This window comes from Halalkalibacter akibai JCM 9157, assembly GCF_000513135.1.
GTDB lineage: Bacteria > Bacillota > Bacilli > Bacillales > Bacillaceae_D > Halalkalibacter > Halalkalibacter akibai.
Genome location: NZ_BAUV01000024.1, coordinates 18,401 through 38,658 on the forward strand (window position 1 = coordinate 18,401; position 20,258 = coordinate 38,658).

Consider the following 20,258-nt stretch of genomic DNA (forward strand, 5'->3'; position numbering starts at 1 on the left):
TACTAGTACGTCTGAATTTCTAATCCTTCACCTTCTAACCATTCGGCATATAAAACCTCTTTCGGTCCAGAAATGCCTCTTTTAAATAATTCTTCTTTTAACCATGTGTTTTCTCGTTGTATTGTAAGAAGCCCTTCATCAACTACTTCACCATCAAGAATTAACAATACGGGAAGAGCCGTTTGTCTGAACGGAATATTCAGCTCATAATTTATTGGAATGTCGTACTTGTGCTTTCGCAAAACATTAACTGCCCCATTGGTTTCAAGCACACCGTATTCAACCTCTCTTATTGAAAAAACACCTCTATCTCGGAGAAGGTGTAATAGCTGATCAAGATCCAACTTGTTTTTTCTTAATTCGTCATAGTTAATCTTTCCATTCGCAATAATTAACGCAGGAGTTCCTTCCAACCAAGGTCTAGACTGACGAAACTTCTGTGTAATCATTTCAATTACATAAATTAAAGCCCCCCATACCACGACTGCATAAAGGACATAGTGTAGGCCAATATCTTTATCATAGATTGCATTCCCAACAAGTTCTCCTAAAACTAGAGCTGAAATAAAATCAAAAGGAGTTAGTTGAGTAATTTGGTTTTTTCCGAGTACTTTTGTCATGACAAGAAGGGCAAAAAAACCGACAAACAGCTCCAACGTTAATGACAGGAAATTTGTATTCACACTACTACCCCTCTTTTTGAGACTCTAATTTAGTTTGAACGAAACGTTCTGAGTTTATGAGTTTGAATTTAATTCAGCTAACCAAATATCTAATTGTTTGGAAATGTTTTTAGAGGCGTGGTGCATTTGTCCTAACTCAGTTTGAGGGTCATCTGCCCGACCTTTGAAAATCGTTTTAATTTTTCCTTCATGTGTTAACCAATAAGTCTCGATATATTGGTCGGCTAGAGCCCAATACTTTTTCATTAATAATGCCTGACTAGGAGAAAACACACTTGCTAATTCTAGATCAGACAAAGAATGTTTAAGAGGCATGTTTTCAATTGCATTGGCGTGGATCGAATACTGTTGCTTTGCTATCGCGTCTCGAATTTGAAAAGCAAGAATAAGGATATGGGCTTTTTTTTCTTCAAGTAATTTATGTTGATAATACTGGGTGGGTTCCATTAAAGATGTCTGAAGTTGTCTTAATGAATCTACATTCTTATTTAGAGTACGTTGGTTGCGAAGGACGAGGATAAGAACGATTAAAATGAAAAACAATAAGAGTAAATCTAAGATCAGCAAAAAAATACACCTCTGTTTCATAGTAATATCATTAGTTTAGCACAGAGCCTCTTTCAATTTACAAAATTTACAGCTAATAGTTTACTCGTTATGATTTCAACCTATAACGTAAGAATTTGTTTTACAACTTTATTCTCTTTTAAAATTTCAAGGAGGTAGCAGATGACAGTAGCTGCGAAAATGAAACAGACAATAGCGGGATTAAAAAGTGCTCAGGCTAGCTTAGAAACATTTGCTTTGGAAACGGAAAATCAACAAGCGAAACAACTGTTTCAACAGATGGCGCAACAAACACAAGGAGTTGTAGACGGATTAACTCCGCGCTTACAGCAAATTGAAGCGGAAGAGCCGCAGTACAGGCAATAAAAAATAAAATTGACATGAACCATTCAAAAGGTTCATGTCTACCCTACATATCTTAAAAAAGGAGAGAATTTGATGAAAGGTCTTATAAAAGGATTTATAGTTTTAGCCGTCTTAACCGGTTGTCAGATGCTTGAGCCTCAACAAGACATTAGACCACTTGAACTTTCAACAAATGCCGTAATCGACCAAGAATCAGCAGATGAAGCAAAAAAAATTGTTCTCTCTATGGAGGAAGTTACGGAGATAAAAGGAGTATCTTATGAAAATGAAATTTATTTAGCGCCGAGGGTGAAGCACTTTGACCGTTTTCGTTTAAAAGAAATTCGGAAAACTGGACATCAATCTGTTAAAAAACGCTATCCTGATGCAACTGTTCATGTCTCGACCGATCAGAAAATTTTTATGGAACTAGAGAAACTTGAAAAGGAGTTAAAAGAAAAAACAATCAGTGAACAGCGTTTGAAACAAAAACTAAAACACTTAGATGAAATGATGAGAGGTTAAGGAGGGTGAACAATGTCGTCTAGCAAAGAAAAGAATCTTACTCCTGCTCAAATTGAATACAAAAAATTAGCGGGGAAATATGAAAAGAAAAGACCAGTATTAAAAAATTGCATACGAGCTTTTCTAGTAGGGGGGTTCATTTGTTTAATCGGCCAAGGCTTAAATGTGTTTTATTATACATTTTTTGATTTTACCCAGCGTACAGCTGGTGACCCTACCGTTGCGACTTTGATCTTTATCTCTGTGCTACTTACAGGCTTTGGTGTTTATGATCACTTTGCTCAATTTGCGGGTGCAGGTACAGCTGTGCCTGTTACAGGTTTTGCTAATTCTGTCGCTTCTGCTGCGATTGAACATAGAACAGAAGGTTATGTTCTTGGAGTTGGTGGAAAGATGTTTAAACTCGCTGGATCGGTGATCGTTTTTGGAACAGTCGCAGCGTTTATCATTGCATTAATTAAAACGGTACTTATTCAATGGGGGGATTGTAGATGTTAAAAGGTCATCAAACATGGGAATTTGAAAATCAGCCTGTTATATTTTCAACAGGTACGGTTGGTGGACCTTTTGAAGCTGATGGTCGATTAGCAGATGATTTCGATTTATTGCATAATGATTTGTGGCTAGGTCAGGATTCATATGAAAAAGCTCAGAAAATACTACTAGAAGAGTCAATTTCGAAAGCTATTGAAAAAGCTGAACTTAGGAAAGAAGATATTCAATTTATGTTTACTGGAGATTTGATCAATCAACTCACACCTTCAAGTTTTGCAAGTCGAACTCTTGCCATTCCTTATCTCGGCTTATTCGGTGCTTGTTCAACCTCTATGGAAGGACTAGCTCTAGCTGCTTTTATTATCAATGCAAAAGGAGCACAGCGGATTGTTACTGCGGCCTCGAGTCATAATTCAGCAACGGAAAAACAGTTTCGCTATCCAACGGAATACGGGGGACAAAAGCCACCGACTGCACAGTGGACTGTTACTGCGTCTGGTGCAGCTGTCGTTTCTGCAACGGGCGAAGGTCCAGTCGTAACCTCAGCAACAATTGGAAAAGTAATTGATATGGGCTTGTCAGATCCCTTTAACATGGGTGCAGCAATGGCTCCAGCTGCAGCTGATACCCTTATCTCTCATTTTAGAGATCGTGAGCTTCCTCATGACCATTATGATTTAATCGTTTCTGGTGATTTAGGTGAAATTGGACTTCCAATTGCTAAAGAACTTATAAGGCAGAAAGGCCTAGAACTACCAGAAGAAACCTTTCAAGATTGTGGCTTAATGATTTACAAAGAAGATCAACCTGTTTTTGCAGGAGCAAGCGGACCTGGATGTTCAGCATCTGTTTTATATGGACATTTACTAAACCGGATGAAGCGTGGAGAACTAAAGCGAATTCTTGTTTGTGCAACAGGAGCTTTGTTATCGCCTTTATCTTTTCAGCAAAAAGAATCTATTCCATGTATAGCCCATGCTGTTTCAATTGAAATAGGGGGGATTTCTTCATGATATTTCTATCAGCCTTTGTTGTCGGCGGTCTCATTTGTGTTATTGGTCAAATATTGATGGATGTAGTTAAGCTCACACCAGCTCATACAATGAGTACACTTGTTGTAACAGGAGCTGTATTAGACGGACTTGGTTTGTATGAGCCGTTAATTGATTTCGCAGGTGCTGGAGCAACGGTGCCAATTACAAGTTTTGGTAATGCTCTAGTACATGGGGCGATGGCAGAAGCTGAAGCAAACGGAATTATCGGTGTCCTGACTGGGATATTCGAGGTCACGAGTGCAGGTATTTCAGCTGCGATTATTTTTGGCTTTCTGGCTTCACTTGTTTTTAAACCAAAAGGATAAAGGGGAGTTTAAGAAATGACAGTAGGTAGTCAGGTACAAGGATTATTAAGTTCCTTACAATCAATTGATGCAACATTATCGTCGCTTGCGATTAAGACAAAAGAACATGAAGCAAGAGAAGCCTTTCATCAAGGAGCACTTAAAACAAGAACGATTATTAAAGAAATTCAAAAAAGAGCAGCTCAGATTGAATTTGAAGAACCAACCTATCAACAATAAGAAGGAGGGGATTGTATGCCAGGGTGGGTTGAGGTTGCACTTCGTAGCTTAGTTGGTTTTTTGTTATTGCTCATTATTGCTCGAATGTTTGTTAAAAAACCAATAGGTGAGACATCACATCTAGAATTTGGATTGATTGCCTCAGTCGCCGTCATTTTAGCAATAGGCTCGATTCAGCTGACAATCCCAGTATCAAATTTATTAATTGGTCTATTGGTATGGGCTGGAAGTGCTTTTTTCATTTTGATGTTAAGTATAAAGAATGCAACGATTCGGTCTGCTATTTATGGTAAAGGAATTCCAATTATGAAAGACGGAAAAATCCTTGAGGATAATATGAAGAAACAACATCTGACTTCAGATGAACTATTACGTAAATTAAGAGCTAAGCAAGTATTCCAAGTAGCAGATGTGGAATTTGCGGTTCTAGAAGGAAACGGAGAGTTGAATGTTCTCCTAAAAAAAGAGCAACAACCAATTACAGCGAAAATGCTACATCATCCTGTGCCAAAAATCAAAGAACCAGAAACGGTTATTATGGATGGGAAAATACTTCATGAACCGCTATCGTCCCGAGGTTTAATGAAGAATGGCTGAAGACAGAATTAAAAAAACGAAATGCGACGGTTGAAAATGTATTTTTAGCTCAAGTGGACGAGTATGGTCAACTGACATTTGATTTGTTTAATGATACTCAGCAAGTAGCGCAGCCAACAGAATTGCCGCTTCTTGAAGCCAGTATCAAAAAAGCCCAAGCTGACATGGAGTTATTTGCACTCGATACGGAAGATAAACAAGCAAAACAGATGTATAGTTGGTGCGCTAATCAAATGAAACAAGTACATGAATTAGTTTCTCCCTATACAAAATCAAATTAATGTTAAATCCTTTGATATTTCTCATTTTTTCTTGTATAGGTAAGGTGAAGTTGTCGTTCCGCATTCAATGTACAAAGAAAAATAGACTCGATCTTTAGAATCCCTTCTTGCTCAAGACGTGAGCGAAGGGATTCTTCAGTTAATTGTAATACCTTCAATACTTCAATTCTCACATCCTTCAATAATCCCTCTGACATAGCTGTTGTTGCTGATCTTTTCCTTTTTTAAGAAGATTAGTCTTGTTATGACAAATAGACCAGATGACGCTTTAACATAATCAACTTTATTAGATTGAAGTTCAAGTCATAACATTGGTTGTCCTGCATAGACATTGCATATAAGCGAAAAAGACAGGCATGGAAAGGTAACTACAACAAGAGACTAGTTAAAAACAGACAGGACGGGGATTATTATGAGAAGAAAATTTGCACTTATCTGTTTAGCTATTTTACTTACGTTAACATCTGTACCGTTTAATGCGAATGCAGAACAAAGGAACTTCTCTGTTTCTGCACAAGCGGCTGTTCTAATTGAACAAGAGTCGGGACGAATTCTGTATGGGAAAAATGAGAACACCCCTCTTCGTATCGCAAGCATTACAAAGATTATGACAGCTATTTTAGCTATAGAATCCGGAAAGATGGATGAAATGGTGAAGGTAACCTCACGTGCTGAAGGAACAGAAGGTTCTTCTATTTATCTACGTGCAGGAGAAAAAATTAAGCTCGAAGATTTAGTCTATGGTCTTATGTTGAGAAGTGGTAATGATTCGGCAGTAGCAATTGCTGAACACGTTGGAGGAAGCTTAGAGGGCTTTGTTTATTTAATGAATGAAAAAGCAAAGGAAATTGGTATGCATAATACCATGTTTCAAAATCCTCATGGGCTTGACGATCACGAAGATCATTATTCAACGGCTTATGATATGGCTATTCTTACACAATATGCAATGCAAAGTGAGCATTATCAAACAATTGCTTCAACAAAAAGTCATCGTGTCGATGGAGAACAAATTCGAGTTTGGCGAAATAAAAACCGCCTTTTAACCGAGTTATATAAATATTCAACGGGTGGAAAGACGGGTTACACAAAACGCGCTAAACGAACTTTAGTTTCAACTGCAGAAAAAGATGGAACCAATCTAATTGCCGTTACACTTAATGCACCAAGTGATTGGCATGATCACATGAATTTGTTCAATTGGGCTTTTGATTCTTATACAGTCGAGCTGCTGCTTGAAGAGGGTATTTTATCAGAAGTTGAAGATGATTTTTATAAGGGAAAAGTGTATGCACCTTATTCTTTTGAATACCCATTAACACAGGCTGAGCAACAAGCCTTAAATAAAGAGATAACATTGTATCGTCCTCCTAGTGATCAAAGAATGGAAGAATACATCCCTCCTCAACCAGTTGGAAAGGTAGAGTTAAAAATAAACAATGAATTAATCGGACAGATTCCGTTGTTATATGAAGCACCTGAGGTTGAAGAGAAAAAAGGATTTTGGGCTAAAGTGATTGACATTTTCTCTTTCACTATTGGGGTGAGATCAATTGATTAATAAAATTTGGGTTGCAATGCTCGTCATCGGCATTGGATTTGGAGCAGTTAATGGAAAAATGGAAGAAGTGAATGAAGCTATATTTGCTGGAGCTAAGGATGCTGTAACCATTTGTTTAGGATTAATCAGTATCCTCGTCTTTTGGCTCGGATTAATGCGGATTGCTCAGGAAGGTGGATTACTAAATGCATTGGCTAAGTTGATGCGTCCGATTGCAACGAGGATCTTCCCTGAAGTTCCTCCTAATCATCCAGCGATGGGTTATATTTTATCGAATATGACCGCGAATTTGTTTGGCCTTGGAAACGCAGCGACACCAATGGGTATCAAAGCGATGCAACAATTAAAAGATCTAAATGGGGGACGAGATTTTGCTAGTCGATCCATGATTACATTACTAGCAATCAACACGGCTAGTATCACATTAATACCTACAACAGTCATCTCCATTAGAATGAGTTATGGGTCAGTATCACCAACGGAAATTGTTGGTACGACGCTAGTTGCAACAACTTGTTCGACGATAGGTGCTATTTTAATAGACAGGTATTTTTATTATAGACGAGTAAGAAAGGGGCGAGTATAGATGGGTTGGATCACGGTTATTTCCATTTGGTTCATTCCTGTCTTAATTGCCTTTGTTCTTATGTACGGAACATACAAGCAAGTTCCGACATATGAAACTTTTGTAGAAGGGGCAAAAGAAGGATTCGGAATGGCAATTTCAATCATCCATACTTAGTGGGAATGCTTGTTGCGATTTCTGTGTTCCGGGCTTCTGGGGCAATGGATTTTATTATTGAACTGATGAAGCCAGTTCTACAAGCAATAGGTGTACCGTCTGAAATTGTACCTTTAGCTATGATTCGGCCCATTTCTGGGACGGGCGCTCTTGGAATGACATCTGATTTAATTGCAACATATGGGCCAGATTCCTTTATTGGAAGACTCGCTTCAACAATGCAAGGAAGTACTGATACAACGTTTTATGTATTGACTGTCTATTTTGGCGCTGTAGGAATAAAGAAAATGGGGGACGCACTTAAAGTAGGTCTTCTAGCCGATGTAGTCGGTATCATTGCTTCTATTCTAGTAGTAAGCTATGTATTCGGTATGTAAACTGTCAGAAAAACTATGTTGTCGCAGGAACTATAAAAAATAAAGAGAATACTCTTATTTAGGTTTGACCTTCGGGGTTATCCTAAAAGGTCAACATAAAAGATCTTTTGGGATAACCCTTTTCAAATGTAAGTAATAGTTTGTTTTATATAAATCTAGTGCTGAAAAATGCATAAGGAGGTAATAGTATGACAGTTTCTGAGTTTTTTATAGCAAAAAAGTTAATTACAGGAAAAGATGGCCTGAAACAATTGAAAAGTGAAGTTGAACGGTTAAAGATCAAGCGTCCTTTAATAGTAACAGATGAAATATTAACCAAGATAGGGACAGTCAATCTAGTCGAAAAGGAATTAAGTGAAGTGAATTATCAATGTTATACAGGGGTTAAGCCAGAGCCAGAAATAGCATTAGTCGAGGAATGTGCATTAGTTGTTAAACGAGGCATGCATGACGGATTAATTGCTGTCGGGGGAGGAAGCGCGATAGATATTGCAAAGGCCGTAGCGGTATTTATCACAAATGGAGGAAGAATTGAGGACTATTTCGGCACTAACCTAGTTGCCAAAGCCGGCTTGCCTCTCATTGCTATTCCTACAACCGCAGGTACAGGTTCTGAAGTAACAAATATAGCGATTCTGTCAGATAAACAAGAACAAGTAAAAAAAGGAATTGTTAGTCCATATTTACTTCCAGATGTTGCGTTGGTTTCACCAGAGATGACCGTCTCTATGCCGAAATCGGTTACCGCTGCCAGTGGAATAGATGCGTTAGTACATGCAATTGAAGCCTACTTGTCAGTTCGAGCGTCTCCGGTCACAGATGCGCTAGCCTTATATTCTATGAAAATGATTGCCATTAATCTCCCTAAAGCGTTTGCTAACCCCAATAATCTAGAAGCGAGAGAGGCGATGATAACAGCTAGTTTAATGGCCGGAACGTCATTTGGGAATGCAGGAGTTGGAGCCGTTCATGCTCTTGCTTATCCTCTTGGAGGAAGATATAACCTTTCTCATGGGGTAACTAATGCCTTATTACTTCCTTATGTAATGGAGTCAAATCAAATTAGCTGTTTTGAACGTTTTGTAGATATAGGACAAGCGTTAGGGATAACTACATCAGATTTGACAACGGAGGAGGCGGCTGAAGCTGCTATTATGAAGATGAAGCGTTTATGCGCCTACGTAGAAATTCCAACTAGTTTAAAGGATTTTGGAGTACCTGAGGAAGACATTCCTCAATTGGCGATTGATGCTAGTAAAATAACTAGGCTACTAGATAATAACCCTCGAAAGTTGTCTGTTAAAGATATAGAAGTCATTTATAGAAGAGCTTATAAAGGATGTTAAGAGAATATCCTTGTTATAATGAACAAAAGACACAATAATAATGTTTAATATCAATAAGGAGGAAAACAAAATGATTGATGGGAATCTTTTAATAGGTGGAAAATGGGTTACTAAAACAGAGAAAATAGATGTTCTAAACCCTTCTTCGGGGGAAATAGTTGGTCAAGTATCAAAGGCTGGGGCCGTCGAAGCGGTCGAAGCGGTCGATGTAGCTTATATTGCATTTCCCGAATGGTCTAAGCGAACAGCAAACGAACGAAGTGAACTCGTCATGAAGTGGCACGACTTAATCAAAGCTGAAGCTTCAGAAATTGCTCAAATTATGACAGCTGAACAAGGTAAGCCACTGAAGGAAGCTATTGGAGAGGTTCTTTATGCAAATAGTTTCCTAGCTTGGTATGCAGAAGAAGGTAAGCGGATTTACGGTGAGACCATTCCAGCTTCTTTTCCTAATAAACGTATATTAGTTCAGAAGCAACCAGTAGGAGTGATTGCTGCCATTACCCCTTGGAACTTTCCGGCAGCGATGATTACGCGAAAAATTGCACCAGCATTAGCGGCAGGTTGTACAGCGGTAATAAAACCAGCTGAGCAAACACCATTAACCGCTCTATATTTGGCCAAGCTTGCTTTGAAAGCTGGAATTCCCGCAGGTGTCATCAATGTTATAACAGGTGATCCAAAGGAAATTGGTCAAGCTTGGATGGATGATGAAAGAGTAAGAAAAGTGACGTTCACAGGCTCTACGGAAGTAGGGAAATTATTAATGAGACAAGCAGCGGATACAGTCAAGAAACTTTCATTAGAACTTGGTGGGCATGCTCCTTTTATCGTAATGAATGATGCTGATTTAGAAGCAGCAGCTGAAGGAGCTATAGCCTCTAAATTCAGAAATGCCGGTCAAACGTGTGTGTGTGCAAATCGAATTTATGTTCATGAAGATGTGGTTGATCCGTTTATTACAAAATTTATTGAAAAGGTGAGAGACCTTGCAGTTGGGGATGGTTTTAAGGAAACGAGTGATATTGGCCCGTTAATAAACGAAGCTGCAATCACAAAAGTGGTGGAGCAAGTTCAAGATGCTAGGGAAAAAGGCGCTTCGGTTTTAGTGGGTGGCAACAAAATCTCAGGTCTCTTTTTTCAACCAACTGTTATTGCGGGAGCAACAGATGAGATGCTTTGTATGAATGAAGAAACATTTGGACCTGTTGCACCCATTTCAACTTTTTCTACAACTGAAGAAGTTATTAGACGTGCTAATGCTTCACGGTTTGGCTTAGCTGCTTATGTTTTCACTGAAAAACTCTCGACTGCCATTCAAATTAGTGAAGCGTTAGAATATGGCATCGTTGGTGTAAATGATGCGCTTCCTTCTGTAGCTCAAGCTCCTTTTGGTGGTTTTAAAGAAAGCGGACTAGGTAGGGAAGGTGGTCATCACGGAATAGAAGAGTTTCTCGAAACTAAATATATCTCAATTGGTTTCTAGAATACTAAAACATTACTTAAAGCTGTCTTGAGAGATGTCTCTTGATGGCTTTTTTTATTGAAAATAATAGGAGAGTTTCATCAAGCTTGAGAATTCATGTTTACAAGAGTATGATGGTACATGAGGTGAAGAACGAAATGGAACGTTTACAGAAAATCATAGCACAAGCAGGAATTGCATCAAGAAGAAAAGCTGAACAATTAATTATTGAGGGTAAAGTAAAAGTTAATGGAAAAGTAGTAAGAGAATTAGGTGTTAAAGTAATGCCTAATAAGGATGAAATAGAAGTAGAAGGTGTTCCAATTGATCGAGAAGAACCAGTTTATTACCTTCTGTATAAGCCTAGCGGTGTCATTTCAAGTGTAAGTGATGATAAAGGAAGAACGGTTGTTACTGATTATCTTGAAATCGAACAACGAGTATTTCCAGTGGGGCGTTTAGATTATGATACTTCTGGTTTGATATTACTTACAAATGATGGTGAGTTTGCCAATATGCTTATGCACCCAAAATTCAAGGTTGAAAAAGTATATATTGCGAAAGTGAAAGGAATCCCGTCAAGAGAGAAATTAAGACAATTACAAAATGGAATTAGACTTGAAGATGGCATGACAGCTCCTGCAAAGGTAAAGATGATGTCAATGGACAAAAAGAAGCAAACGAGCATTATTCGCTTAACGATTCATGAAGGAAGAAATCGTCAAGTTAGAAGGATGTTTGATGCGATTGACCATCCTGTCATGAAACTAAAAAGAGAAGAGTATAGTTTTTTAAATCTTAGAGGTTTAAATCCTGGGGATGCTAGAGCACTAAAGCCAATCGAAGTAAAACATTTACGTGAACTAGCTGTCACGAAACCGTCATAAAGCCATTCATTTTCATGAGGTTTCTAACGTTATAATAGAGGAAATTAAAAAAGGGGGAGAGTCTGTTGAAACAAAAACGCCTAGTAATGCGTTCAAGCATTTTGGCTGTTATTGCAATTGCTCTTGCCTATACGTTTTACTCAAATTTTATAGCTGATCGAAGCGTGGCAAAAGCGGGCGATTTATCAGTTAATTTTGTTTTACATGATTTAGAAGGAGAACGTATTGAGCTTGAAGACTTAAAAGGAAAAGGTGTGTTCTTGAATTTCTGGGGAACTTATTGCCCACCTTGTGTGAAGGAAATGCCGATTATGGAAGAATTGTATGCTGAATACAAACATAAAGGTGTTGAAATTATTGCGGTTAATGCAGCAGAACCTGGTTTGACCGTACAACGTTTTGCTGAGCGCCATGGACTTACTTTTCCGATTGCGATTGATACAAAAAGAAATGTGATTGACGCTTACGGAATTTCACCTCTACCTACAACAATCTTAATAAATGAACATGGTACGATTGTTCGTGTTCACCAAGGTGGAATGACAGAACAAATGGTACGTAACTTCATGGAAGAAATTAAACCTGGATGATAGATTGAGGTGTAAGAATGAACAAACTGATATGTGAATGCGGACATGAGAATCCTGTAGGGACGATTGTCTGTGAGTCCTGTGGCAAACCAATTGATTCTAAGGACAATCAAGAACAGCTTCTTGATATGAAATATGAGGGAGTTGCTCGCCGTTCGCAAACGTATACGACAACGGTTATTGATAAAGTATGGATGTTCTTTTCTTCTGTCAAGGTAGGGATATGGATTATTGTGTTGACACTTGTTGCCTCGTCTATAGGGACAATCTATCCTCAAGAAATGTATATCCCCCCAACTGTGAATGCAGCACAGTATTATGCAGACGAATACGGAATAACTGGGCAATTATACTATCAATTAGGTTTTCATAATTTATATGGCTCATGGTGGTATATGTTGCTAATTGCGGCCCTTGGGATATCGATATTTATTGCTAGTTGGGATCGTGTTTTTCCACTATATCGAGCTTTGAAAACACAGCGTGTTACGCGTCACGGGAATTTCTTGAAAAGGCAACGAGTGTTTGGGACTTCAAAAGTAAATGATGTAGATCAGGCATTAGAATCAGCTAAAAGCAAACTGAAAGAAAAAAAATATCGCATTTCTGAAGAAAACGGGAATTTAGTCGCCGAGAAAGGTCGTTTTGCTCGCTGGGGACCTTATATTAATCATATCGGTCTTATTGTTTTCTTAATCGGTTGTATGCTCCGTTATTTTCCAGGAATGTATGTTGATGAAAACGTTTGGATTAGAGAAGGTGAAATTGCCGTTGTTCCTGGAACGAATGGTCAATACCATATTGGAAATGAAGAATTTCTTGTTGAACTCTACGACGAAGATGATGAAATTTTCGGTCAGGCCATGCAACGTGCTGGTGGTCCTGTAGTTAAAACCTATCAAACTGATGCAGTATTATATGAAACTGAGGATACTGGTGTCATTGGAGAGCGCGAACTAGTTGAAATTGACCGACATAAAATTAGAGTAAATGAACCTTTTAAATTTGACAATTTTGCTCTTTATCAAGTTGATTATAAACTTCATGAATTAAACACAATGAGTTTTACACTTGAAAATAAAGAGACAGGGGACAGACACGGCCGAATAGATGTTGATTTATTTGATCCTGATAAGGTTTATGATTTAGGTGACGGGTACAGAATTGAAATAAGAGAGTATTTTCCGGATTATTTCTTAAATAGTTCCAACGTACCTTCAACAAGATCTCAAATCCCGGACAACCCTGTATTCATTTTTGATATGTATACTCCAGAAACCCCTGAAGGAGAAGTTAGTTTTGTTGGAATACGAACGAACCTTGAACCAATGGGTGAAAATGATTTTAAAATGACTTTTGTTGATGTGGACACGAAACACGTAACAGGCTTAATCGTTAGAAAAGATTATACACTTCCTTTCTTAATTGTTGGAGGGATTATCTTTATGATTGGGTTGGTTCAAGGTTCATATTGGGCTCATCGCCGCGTGTGGTTACAACGGATAAACGGTGAAGTCTGGATAGCTGGTCATACGAATAAAAACTATCTTGCACTAAGAAAAGATATTGATTATGCACTTGCTGGTACTGATCTGAATACACCAATAGACCAGGTCGAGGCACAAGAATTAAAAGAAGAAGAATTAAAGAAATTGGAAGGTTAATGAGGGTACGGGGAATGAAAGAGATTCCCTCCCTTTTTATGAGGAGGCTTTGAACATGGGAGCAATTAGTGGAAATTTACTATTTGTTGCTTTTTTCCTTTATTTAGGAGCGACCATAGCTTTTACTGTTTCAATAACAGGAGGGAAGTGGCGCAATAAAGAAGGAGAAATGAAAGGAAACCGTTGGGGATTCTTTGGCTTTATTTTGTCAATTTTAGGTTCTCTCTTTTCCATAGGGTATTTTATTACAAGGTGGATCCATGCTGGACATGCACCTGTAAGTAATATGTTTGAGTACATGACGTTTCTAGGAATAGCAATTGGATTTGCTTTTGTTATTATCTATGCTATTTATCGTTCAAACTACCTTGGGTTGTTTTCAATGCCGATCGTTATGTTAATTATAGCGTATGCATCTATGTTCCCAGGTGAGGTTGCTCCGCTAATACCAGCTCTTCAAAGTTACTGGTTAAAAATACATGTAATTACTGTAGCTTTAGGACAAGGAATTCTTGCTATTGGGTTTGTTGCTGGACTTATTTATCTGATCAGAACCATTGACTTTACTAAATCCAATAAACAAACAAAAGCTCTAGAGTTTGTTATGTATTCGATTCTTAGTTTAGTTACGTTTATTTTAGTTGGTTCTATTTTTAACGCAATGGATTATGAAGCGACATTTTCTTATGTAAATGAGAATGGTCTTGAAGCAGAAATGGTTTATAATCTTCCGGCATTAGTAGGACCTAATGAAGGTCAACTGATAACAGAAGATCGTATGTCTCCAATTTTTAATGCCCCTGCCATTATTGTTGCTAATGATTTGAATACAGTTATTTGGTCTTTGTTTTCAGGTTTAGTGTTATATTGGTTGCTTCGCTTAATTCTTAGAAAACGAATAGGTGGTGCTATACAGCCAATATTAAAAGGGGTTAGCCCACAAGCGATTGATGAAGTTAGTTACAGAGCGATCGCGATCGGATTTCCTGTTTTTGCTTTAGGTGGATTAGTTTTTGCGATGATTTGGGCTCAGATTGCATGGACAAGATTTTGGGGGTGGGACCCTAAGGAAGTATGGGCTCTTATTACATTCTTGTTTTACGCAGCTTATTTACACTTGCGTTTATCTAAAGGGTGGCATGGCGAGAAGTCTGCTTGGTTATGTGTAATTGGCTTCGCTATTATTATGTTTAATCTAGTGTTTGTTAACTTGGTCATTGCAGGTCTTCATTCCTATGCTTTATAATGATCTATTTTTTTAGAGTGTTTAAGAGAAGCAGTGGCTTTGCTTTTAACGGAATTTCAGTGAGAAAAGAACACTCAAAAACTACTTATGGTCACTTGCAGTGATCTCTTAAATTATTGCTGACAGAGTGACTTAAAAGGCCAATAAGCAGCCTCTTTAAGTCACTCTTTTTTCTTAATTTATAAATGAGAATCATTCATGTTACACTACATACTACAAGGTTGTTTTATTAGGAGGAAGAAAGATGGAAAAAGAAGCACGTATCTTAGTGGTTGACGATGAAGACCGTATTCGTAAATTGTTAAAAATGTATTTAGAGCGCGAAAACTATGATGTCGAGGAAGCAGAAAACGGAGAACAAGCTCTAAAAATGGCATTAGCCGAGGAGTTTGATCTTATCTTACTAGATATTATGATGCCAGGTATGGACGGGATAGAAGTGTGCCAAGAGTTAAGAAAGACAAAAGCGACTCCTGTTATGATGTTAACGGCCAAAGGAGAAGAAGCTAACCGCGTTCAAGGTTTTGAAGTTGGTACGGATGATTACATTGTTAAGCCTTTTAGTCCTAGAGAGGTTGTATTAAGAGTCAAGGCACTTCTCAGACGTTCTTCAACAACGAAATTTTTGCATACGGAAACCCAGGCTAAGGACGTTCTTGTTTTCCAACATTTAATGATTGACAATGATGCTCATCGTGTAACAGTCTCTGATCAAGAAATTAGTTTAACGCCAAAAGAATACGAATTGCTTCATTATTTAGCTCTTTCACCCGATAAAGTTTTTTCAAGAGAGCAATTATTAAAAGATGTTTGGAATTATGATTTCTTTGGAGATTTAAGAACTGTAGATACACATATAAAAAGACTACGCGAGAAGTTAAATAAAATCTCACCAGAAGCAGCAGCGATGATCTCAACTGTTTGGGGAATAGGCTATAAATTTGAGGCAGTGAAGTAACAATGCTTTGGCGAAGCGTTGTAGGGAAACTATGGTTAACTATTTTACTGCTTGTTTCGGTTGTATTAACATCTTTGATGGTACTATTACTTCAGTCATTTGAACGATTTCATGTTAATGAAGCAGAGTCACGACTAGTCAGTCATGCGAAAATGATTGCTTCTATTTATGAAGGATATAATACAGAAAACGATGCTCTGAATACCATCTCTCAATACGCTACTGCGTTTGATATGCATGTCATATTTTTAGTAGAAGGACAGAAAGTTTGGAGTACCGATGAAGCAGAGTCACATCAAGTGGCTCTAGATACTTTTTTTACAGATGAAACGTTGTCACAAGTTTTCTCAGGCGAACAAGTCGTAATGACTGAGGGAGATTTTCCTTTTACAGGGAATGGAGAAGAGTTTCATTCAGAAATCATGATTGTAGGAATTCCTTTAAACCCTGATCAGCTTGAAAACAGTGCGGTATTCTTGTATCAATCACTCTCAGCAATAGAGGAAGCTTCTAGTGAAACAAGACAAATTATTTATTTCTCCGCTGGCATTGCCATTATCCTTACGACCATTTTTGCTTTCTTTCTTTCTTCAAGAATTACCGCTCCGTTAAGGAAAATGCGTCAAGTTGCGCTAGAGGTAGCTCAAGGGAAATTCAATACTAAAATTCCGATATTAACTCATGATGAAATTGGTCAACTAGCAATTGCTTTTAATCGCATGGGACGTGAGTTGAATAATAATATTCATGCATTAAATCAAGAAAAAGAACAATTAGCAAGAATACTAGTTAGTATGGCTGATGGTGTTGTAACTTTGAATAAAAAGGGGACGGTTGTCCTAACGAACCCACCTGCAGAGCGGTTCATTCAATCTTGGTATTATGAACAAGGAATGAATAATGAGGTGGACCAACAGCTTCCTGCTAGTTTGCAAAGATTGTTTGAAAAAGTTGTTTTATTAGAAAAAGAACAAGTAAGCGAAGTCGAAATACAAGGCCGTAGTTGGACGGTTTTAATGACACCTTTATATGATCAGCATGAAATTAGAGGGGCTGTTGCTGTCATTCGTGATATGACAGAGGAACGTCGTCATGACAAACTTCGTAAAGATTTTATTGCTAATGTTTCGCATGAATTAAGAACTCCAATTTCTATGTTGCAAGGCTATAGCGAGGCTATTATTGATGACATAGCAGGATCAGATGAAGAAAAGAAAGAAATTGCTAAAATCATTTATGAAGAATCATTGCGTATGGGGCGTTTAGTTAATGAATTACTAGATATAGCTAGGATGGAAGCTGGCCATGTTGAATTAATTAAAGAGCCTGTGAATGTTGAAGAGTTTACTGAGAGAATTGTTCGAAAATTTCAAGGGTTGGCCAGGGAGAAAGACATACTCTTAACTCTTGATATTGAGAAATTATCAGCAATGATGTTTGATCCAGATCGAGTTGAGCAAGTGTTAACGAACTTACTTCATAATGCGATCCGTCATACTAATAAGCTTGGAGAAGTTACACTAGCTGTGAGACAATATGAAGAGGGAATCAAATTTGATGTAAAGGATACGGGTTCAGGAATACCAGAGGCCGACTTACCATATGTTTTTGAGCGTTTTTATAAAGCGGATAAGGCACGGACAAGAGGTCGAGGTGGTACGGGACTTGGATTAGCAATTGCTAAAAATATTATCGATGCTCATGATGGACATATTTCCGTTCATAGTAAAGTAAATGAGGGAACCACGTTCTCTTTCTTCATTCCACATAAAGAAACAGATTGATAAGGGGGGTGTCTCAAAAGGGTGTTCACCTTTTGGAACAATCCTTTTTTCTTCGACAAGAAATCTTGGATTCTGAGAACAAAAAGTTAGATTTTGGCTCTGTCAAACAAAAAAAAGTGTCATATTTTGCTTTTTCATGTATACTATATTTACTTATCATAATCTCATAAGAAAAAATTCTATAGGTCATTTAGTCATTAAATGATAATAGGGAAGTTGGTGTAATTCCAACACGGTCCCGCCACTGTAAATGCGAAATTACTTCAATTACCACTGTCTATAATGAGATGGGAAGGTGAAGTGATTGTTAAGCATGAGTCAGGAGACCTGCCTATAGAGAATGTGAAACCTTCGAGGAAAAGGGGCAACAATTGATTTACGTTCTATGTTGTTTAACAGAATGTCAATTCTATTGTGATGTCAGCCCTCCCGAAAAAAAGGAGGGCTTTTTGTATGCGGAAGTATAACTTCCTTACATATGTTCTGGTTTCGAGAAAGAGAGAGATAAGAAAAATAAAAAAGGGGTTAGAGAAATGAAGCAATTCAAATTTTTATTAATGGCATTGTTCTTAGTTATGTTTGTTGCTGGATGTGGACAAGACCAAGCGACTGAAACAGAGCCAGGTGCTGACACAGATGTAGAAGTGACAGAACCAACAGATGAGCAAGTTGAAGAAGAATCAGGAGCGTATCCTTTAACAGTTACCGATGCCGTTGGTGAGGAAGTTACGATAGAAGCTCAGCCTGAGCGTATTGTTACGTTAGTTCCTAGTGTAACGGAAACGGTTTTTGCTGTTGGTGCAGGAGAGGCAGTTGTCGGCCGTTCTGAATGGGATAATTACCCTGAAGAAGTGCTTGAAATCGAAAGCATTGGTGGAATGGAATTTGATGTTGAAAAAATCATTTCACTTTCGCCAGACTTAGTTTTAGCACATGAATCAGGTGTTGCTATGGCAGAGGAAGGTTTAAACCAACTACGTAACGCAGGTTTAGTAGTGGTAGTAGTTCCCAATGCAACTTCTATTGCTGATGTTTACCAATCAATTCAGTTTATTGGCACAGTTACTGGCTATTCAGATACAGCAAATGAGATTGTTACAAACATGCAAGCTGACTTTGCTGTCATAGAAGAAAAAGCAAGTGAAATTACGGAAGAAGACCGTAAAAGAGTATGGGTAGAAATTGGACCAGCTCCAGAAATTTACACGACGGGAAGCGGAACATTCATGGATGAAATGTTGTCGCTAATTAATGCGGAAAATGTAGCTGGGAATGAAGAAGGTTGGCCAATGTTTACAGAGGAAGAGGCTGTAGCTTTTAATCCAGATGTTATCCTCTTAACATACGGTCACTACTTTGAAAATGCGACAGAAGCAGTTAAGGCTAGAACTGCATGGGCAGATGTGCCAGCAGTAGCAAATGACCAGGTATACGAACTAGTTTCTGATGAGGTTGAAAGACCTGGACCACGTTTAGCAAGGGGAGTCGAGCAGATTGCAAAAGCAGTTTATCCAGAGGTATTTGGCGAATAATATCATCATTGCATATGTGGTCGTGACTCTTTTTAGCTTTTTAGCTTTAGTCATCAGTATCAGTAGGGGAAGCGTAGAGCTTCCCTTTCTGACTGTTCTCCACATTTTAGGGACAGAACTATTACATTTACCGTTGTTGGTTGAACTAGACCCAATGCACATTAATATTGTTATGGAAATTAGATTTCCACGGGCTCTACTTGCAATGTTTGTTGGGGCTTGTTTAGCAATGGCTGGATCAGCTTTTCAAGGTTTTTTGAAAAATCCCTTAGCAGATCCTTATACATTAGGAGTATCATCAGGGGCGGCTGTAGGAGCAGTAGCCGTTTTATTTTTCGGAATTTCACTTCCCATTATCGGGCGATTCACCCTTCCTTTGATAAGTATAGTTGCAGGTTTTCTTACACTTTTTCTAGTCATATCATTTGCAAGAATGGTGCAACGTTCGATGTCCGCGGAAACGATTATTTTAGCTGGAATTATATTCAGTTCTTTTCTAGGTGCTTTTATCTCTTTAATGATTGCTTTAACAGGAGAAGAATTAAGGCAAATTTTGGGATGGTTAATGGGTAGCGTAGCGATGCGGGGATGGCCTTATATTTGGATGATATTACCTTGTTTTTTAATCGGGTTCTTCCTATTGTTTTTTAACCGTCATGAGTTAAATGCTTTAGCTTTTGGGGAAGAAACGGCAAGACAACTCGGGGTAAACATACCGGTTCGGAAATTGATGATTCTACTAGGAGCTACGATTTTAACTGGGGGAGCTGTTGCGGTTTCGGGTACAGTTGGCTTTGTTGGACTTGTTATCCCTCATTTAACTAGGCTTATATGGGGTTCAGATCATAGACACTTGTTACCGTTGTCTATGTTTGTCGGGGCTGGATTCTTAACGTTAACAGATTTAGTTGCTAGAACGATCATCGCTCCAACTGAGTTACCTATAGGGGTTATAACGTCTATAATCGGAGCACCTGTTTTCGCTCTTATTCTGTTAAGACAACGTCGAGTTAGCTCATAAACCTATTTGGAGA

22 protein-coding genes, 1 pseudogene and 1 riboswitch are annotated in these 20,258 nt (G+C 38.2%); of the genes and pseudogenes, 21 read left to right on the forward strand and 2 right to left on the reverse strand.

Features of this window, described 5'->3' with window-relative positions:
* Positions 1-2: 2 nt before the first annotated feature.
* Together JCM9157_RS13485 and JCM9157_RS13490 are read right to left on the reverse strand one after the other, a co-directional pair.
* Positions 3-683 carry a DUF421 domain-containing protein gene (locus tag JCM9157_RS13485; protein WP_035665418.1) on the reverse strand — a complete coding sequence of 227 codons (681 nt, stop codon included), beginning with the start codon at positions 681-683 and terminating at the stop codon, positions 3-5.
* Between the two features lie 54 nt (positions 684-737).
* Entirely contained in the window at positions 738-1,250 is a 513-nt protein-coding gene (locus JCM9157_RS13490) for a hypothetical protein (protein WP_035665421.1), read from the reverse strand.
* Positions 1,251-1,412: 162 nt separating this feature from the next.
* Here JCM9157_RS13490 and JCM9157_RS13495 point away from each other — a divergent pair, with 162 nt between their 5' ends.
* The 21 genes and pseudogenes from JCM9157_RS13495 (at position 1,413) to JCM9157_RS13595 (ending at position 20,245) form a co-directional block, all read left to right on the forward strand.
* The gene (locus JCM9157_RS13495) at positions 1,413-1,616 is read left to right on the forward strand and encodes a DUF1657 domain-containing protein (RefSeq protein WP_035665423.1); all 204 of its coding nucleotides are present in this window, start codon (positions 1,413-1,415) and stop codon (positions 1,614-1,616) included.
* 72 nt (positions 1,617-1,688) lie between these two features.
* Positions 1,689-2,120: a YhcN/YlaJ family sporulation lipoprotein gene (locus JCM9157_RS13500; RefSeq protein WP_035665425.1), complete on the forward strand. Its 432-nt coding sequence runs from the start codon at positions 1,689-1,691 to the stop codon at positions 2,118-2,120.
* Positions 2,121-2,132: 12 nt separating this feature from the next.
* Positions 2,133-2,618 carry a stage V sporulation protein AC gene (gene spoVAC / locus JCM9157_RS13505; RefSeq protein ID WP_035665428.1) on the forward strand — a complete coding sequence of 162 codons (486 nt, stop codon included), beginning with the start codon at positions 2,133-2,135 and terminating at the stop codon, positions 2,616-2,618.
* Entirely contained in the window at positions 2,612-3,628 is a 1,017-nt protein-coding gene (spoVAD, locus tag JCM9157_RS13510) for a stage V sporulation protein AD (RefSeq protein WP_035665431.1), read from the forward strand. Before spoVAC ends, spoVAD begins: the two co-directional genes overlap by 7 nt.
* Positions 3,625-3,975, forward strand: coding sequence for a stage V sporulation protein AE (gene spoVAE, locus JCM9157_RS13515; RefSeq protein ID WP_035665433.1), 351 nt, complete (start codon positions 3,625-3,627; stop codon positions 3,973-3,975). Before spoVAD ends, spoVAE begins: the two co-directional genes overlap by 4 nt.
* A 15-nt stretch (positions 3,976-3,990) precedes the next feature.
* The gene (locus JCM9157_RS13520; RefSeq protein ID WP_035665435.1) at positions 3,991-4,194 is read left to right on the forward strand and encodes a DUF1657 domain-containing protein; all 204 of its coding nucleotides are present in this window, start codon (positions 3,991-3,993) and stop codon (positions 4,192-4,194) included.
* Positions 4,195-4,209: 15 nt separating this feature from the next.
* The gene (locus JCM9157_RS13525; protein ID WP_052013147.1) at positions 4,210-4,791 is read left to right on the forward strand and encodes a DUF421 domain-containing protein; all 582 of its coding nucleotides are present in this window, start codon (positions 4,210-4,212) and stop codon (positions 4,789-4,791) included.
* A gap of 53 nt (positions 4,792-4,844) precedes the next feature.
* The gene (locus JCM9157_RS25385; RefSeq protein WP_235715004.1) at positions 4,845-5,072 is read left to right on the forward strand and encodes a DUF1657 domain-containing protein; all 228 of its coding nucleotides are present in this window, start codon (positions 4,845-4,847) and stop codon (positions 5,070-5,072) included.
* Positions 5,073-5,484: 412 nt separating this feature from the next.
* The gene (locus tag JCM9157_RS13535) at positions 5,485-6,633 is read left to right on the forward strand and encodes a D-alanyl-D-alanine carboxypeptidase family protein (RefSeq protein WP_035665441.1); all 1,149 of its coding nucleotides are present in this window, start codon (positions 5,485-5,487) and stop codon (positions 6,631-6,633) included.
* The gene (locus tag JCM9157_RS13540) at positions 6,626-7,219 is read left to right on the forward strand and encodes a nucleoside recognition domain-containing protein (protein WP_035665444.1); all 594 of its coding nucleotides are present in this window, start codon (positions 6,626-6,628) and stop codon (positions 7,217-7,219) included. The genes JCM9157_RS13535 and JCM9157_RS13540 overlap by 8 nt, the downstream gene beginning before the upstream one ends.
* Positions 7,220-7,752, forward strand: a pseudogene (locus tag JCM9157_RS13545) (spore maturation protein).
* A gap of 188 nt (positions 7,753-7,940) precedes the next feature.
* A complete protein-coding gene (locus JCM9157_RS13550) occupies positions 7,941-9,098 on the forward strand; it encodes an iron-containing alcohol dehydrogenase (RefSeq protein ID WP_035665446.1) in 1,158 nt (385 codons plus the stop codon).
* Between the two features lie 70 nt (positions 9,099-9,168).
* Positions 9,169-10,584: an NAD-dependent succinate-semialdehyde dehydrogenase gene (locus JCM9157_RS13555; RefSeq protein WP_035665449.1), complete on the forward strand. Its 1,416-nt coding sequence runs from the start codon at positions 9,169-9,171 to the stop codon at positions 10,582-10,584.
* Positions 10,585-10,721: 137 nt separating this feature from the next.
* The gene (locus tag JCM9157_RS13560; RefSeq protein WP_035665522.1) at positions 10,722-11,450 is read left to right on the forward strand and encodes a pseudouridine synthase; all 729 of its coding nucleotides are present in this window, start codon (positions 10,722-10,724) and stop codon (positions 11,448-11,450) included.
* 65 nt (positions 11,451-11,515) lie between these two features.
* Positions 11,516-12,040 carry a thiol-disulfide oxidoreductase ResA gene (gene resA, locus JCM9157_RS13565; protein ID WP_035665452.1) on the forward strand — a complete coding sequence of 175 codons (525 nt, stop codon included), beginning with the start codon at positions 11,516-11,518 and terminating at the stop codon, positions 12,038-12,040.
* Positions 12,041-12,057: 17 nt separating this feature from the next.
* Positions 12,058-13,704 carry a cytochrome c biogenesis protein ResB gene (gene resB / locus JCM9157_RS13570; RefSeq protein ID WP_035665454.1) on the forward strand — a complete coding sequence of 549 codons (1,647 nt, stop codon included), beginning with the start codon at positions 12,058-12,060 and terminating at the stop codon, positions 13,702-13,704.
* A gap of 55 nt (positions 13,705-13,759) precedes the next feature.
* Positions 13,760-14,950 carry a c-type cytochrome biogenesis protein CcsB gene (ccsB, locus tag JCM9157_RS13575; protein WP_035665457.1) on the forward strand — a complete coding sequence of 397 codons (1,191 nt, stop codon included), beginning with the start codon at positions 13,760-13,762 and terminating at the stop codon, positions 14,948-14,950.
* Between the two features lie 244 nt (positions 14,951-15,194).
* Positions 15,195-15,908: a response regulator gene (locus JCM9157_RS13580; RefSeq protein ID WP_035665460.1), complete on the forward strand. Its 714-nt coding sequence runs from the start codon at positions 15,195-15,197 to the stop codon at positions 15,906-15,908.
* 2 nt (positions 15,909-15,910) lie between these two features.
* Complete coding sequence (locus tag JCM9157_RS13585; RefSeq protein WP_035665463.1) at positions 15,911-17,692, forward strand: ATP-binding protein; 1,782 nt, start codon at positions 15,911-15,913, stop codon at positions 17,690-17,692.
* Between the two features lie 166 nt (positions 17,693-17,858).
* A riboswitch (cobalamin riboswitch) is annotated at positions 17,859-18,041 on the forward strand.
* A gap of 184 nt (positions 18,042-18,225) precedes the next feature.
* Positions 18,226-19,224 (forward strand): ABC transporter substrate-binding protein, encoded by a 999-nt coding sequence (locus tag JCM9157_RS13590; RefSeq protein WP_035665466.1) that lies wholly within the window; start codon positions 18,226-18,228, stop codon positions 19,222-19,224.
* A complete protein-coding gene (locus JCM9157_RS13595; protein WP_035665470.1) occupies positions 19,187-20,245 on the forward strand; it encodes a FecCD family ABC transporter permease in 1,059 nt (352 codons plus the stop codon). Before JCM9157_RS13590 ends, JCM9157_RS13595 begins: the two co-directional genes overlap by 38 nt.
* Positions 20,246-20,258 lie beyond the last annotated feature (13 nt).

What these genes read in the sequence shown, in the direction of transcription:
- JCM9157_RS13495 (WP_035665423.1), top strand. Translation starts at nt 1,413, where the DNA reads ATGACAGTAGCTGCGAAAATGAAACAGACAATAGCGGGATTAAAAAGT.
- JCM9157_RS13500 (WP_035665425.1), top strand. Translation starts at nt 1,689, where the DNA reads ATGAAAGGTCTTATAAAAGGATTTATAGTTTTAGCCGTCTTAACCGGT.
- spoVAC (WP_035665428.1), top strand. Translation starts at nt 2,133, where the DNA reads ATGTCGTCTAGCAAAGAAAAGAATCTTACTCCTGCTCAAATTGAATAC.
- spoVAD (WP_035665431.1), top strand. Translation starts at nt 2,612, where the DNA reads ATGTTAAAAGGTCATCAAACATGGGAATTTGAAAATCAGCCTGTTATA.
- spoVAE (WP_035665433.1), top strand. Translation starts at nt 3,625, where the DNA reads ATGATATTTCTATCAGCCTTTGTTGTCGGCGGTCTCATTTGTGTTATT.
- JCM9157_RS13520 (WP_035665435.1), top strand. Translation starts at nt 3,991, where the DNA reads ATGACAGTAGGTAGTCAGGTACAAGGATTATTAAGTTCCTTACAATCA.
- JCM9157_RS13525 (WP_052013147.1), top strand. Translation starts at nt 4,210, where the DNA reads ATGCCAGGGTGGGTTGAGGTTGCACTTCGTAGCTTAGTTGGTTTTTTG.
- JCM9157_RS13535 (WP_035665441.1), top strand. Translation starts at nt 5,485, where the DNA reads ATGAGAAGAAAATTTGCACTTATCTGTTTAGCTATTTTACTTACGTTA.
- JCM9157_RS13550 (WP_035665446.1), top strand. Translation starts at nt 7,941, where the DNA reads ATGACAGTTTCTGAGTTTTTTATAGCAAAAAAGTTAATTACAGGAAAA.
- JCM9157_RS13555 (WP_035665449.1), top strand. Translation starts at nt 9,169, where the DNA reads ATGATTGATGGGAATCTTTTAATAGGTGGAAAATGGGTTACTAAAACA.
- JCM9157_RS13560 (WP_035665522.1), top strand. Translation starts at nt 10,722, where the DNA reads ATGGAACGTTTACAGAAAATCATAGCACAAGCAGGAATTGCATCAAGA.
- resB (WP_035665454.1), top strand. Translation starts at nt 12,058, where the DNA reads ATGAACAAACTGATATGTGAATGCGGACATGAGAATCCTGTAGGGACG.
- ccsB (WP_035665457.1), top strand. Translation starts at nt 13,760, where the DNA reads ATGGGAGCAATTAGTGGAAATTTACTATTTGTTGCTTTTTTCCTTTAT.
- JCM9157_RS13580 (WP_035665460.1), top strand. Translation starts at nt 15,195, where the DNA reads ATGGAAAAAGAAGCACGTATCTTAGTGGTTGACGATGAAGACCGTATT.
- JCM9157_RS13585 (WP_035665463.1), top strand. Translation starts at nt 15,911, where the DNA reads ATGCTTTGGCGAAGCGTTGTAGGGAAACTATGGTTAACTATTTTACTG.
- JCM9157_RS13590 (WP_035665466.1), top strand. Translation starts at nt 18,226, where the DNA reads ATGAAGCAATTCAAATTTTTATTAATGGCATTGTTCTTAGTTATGTTT.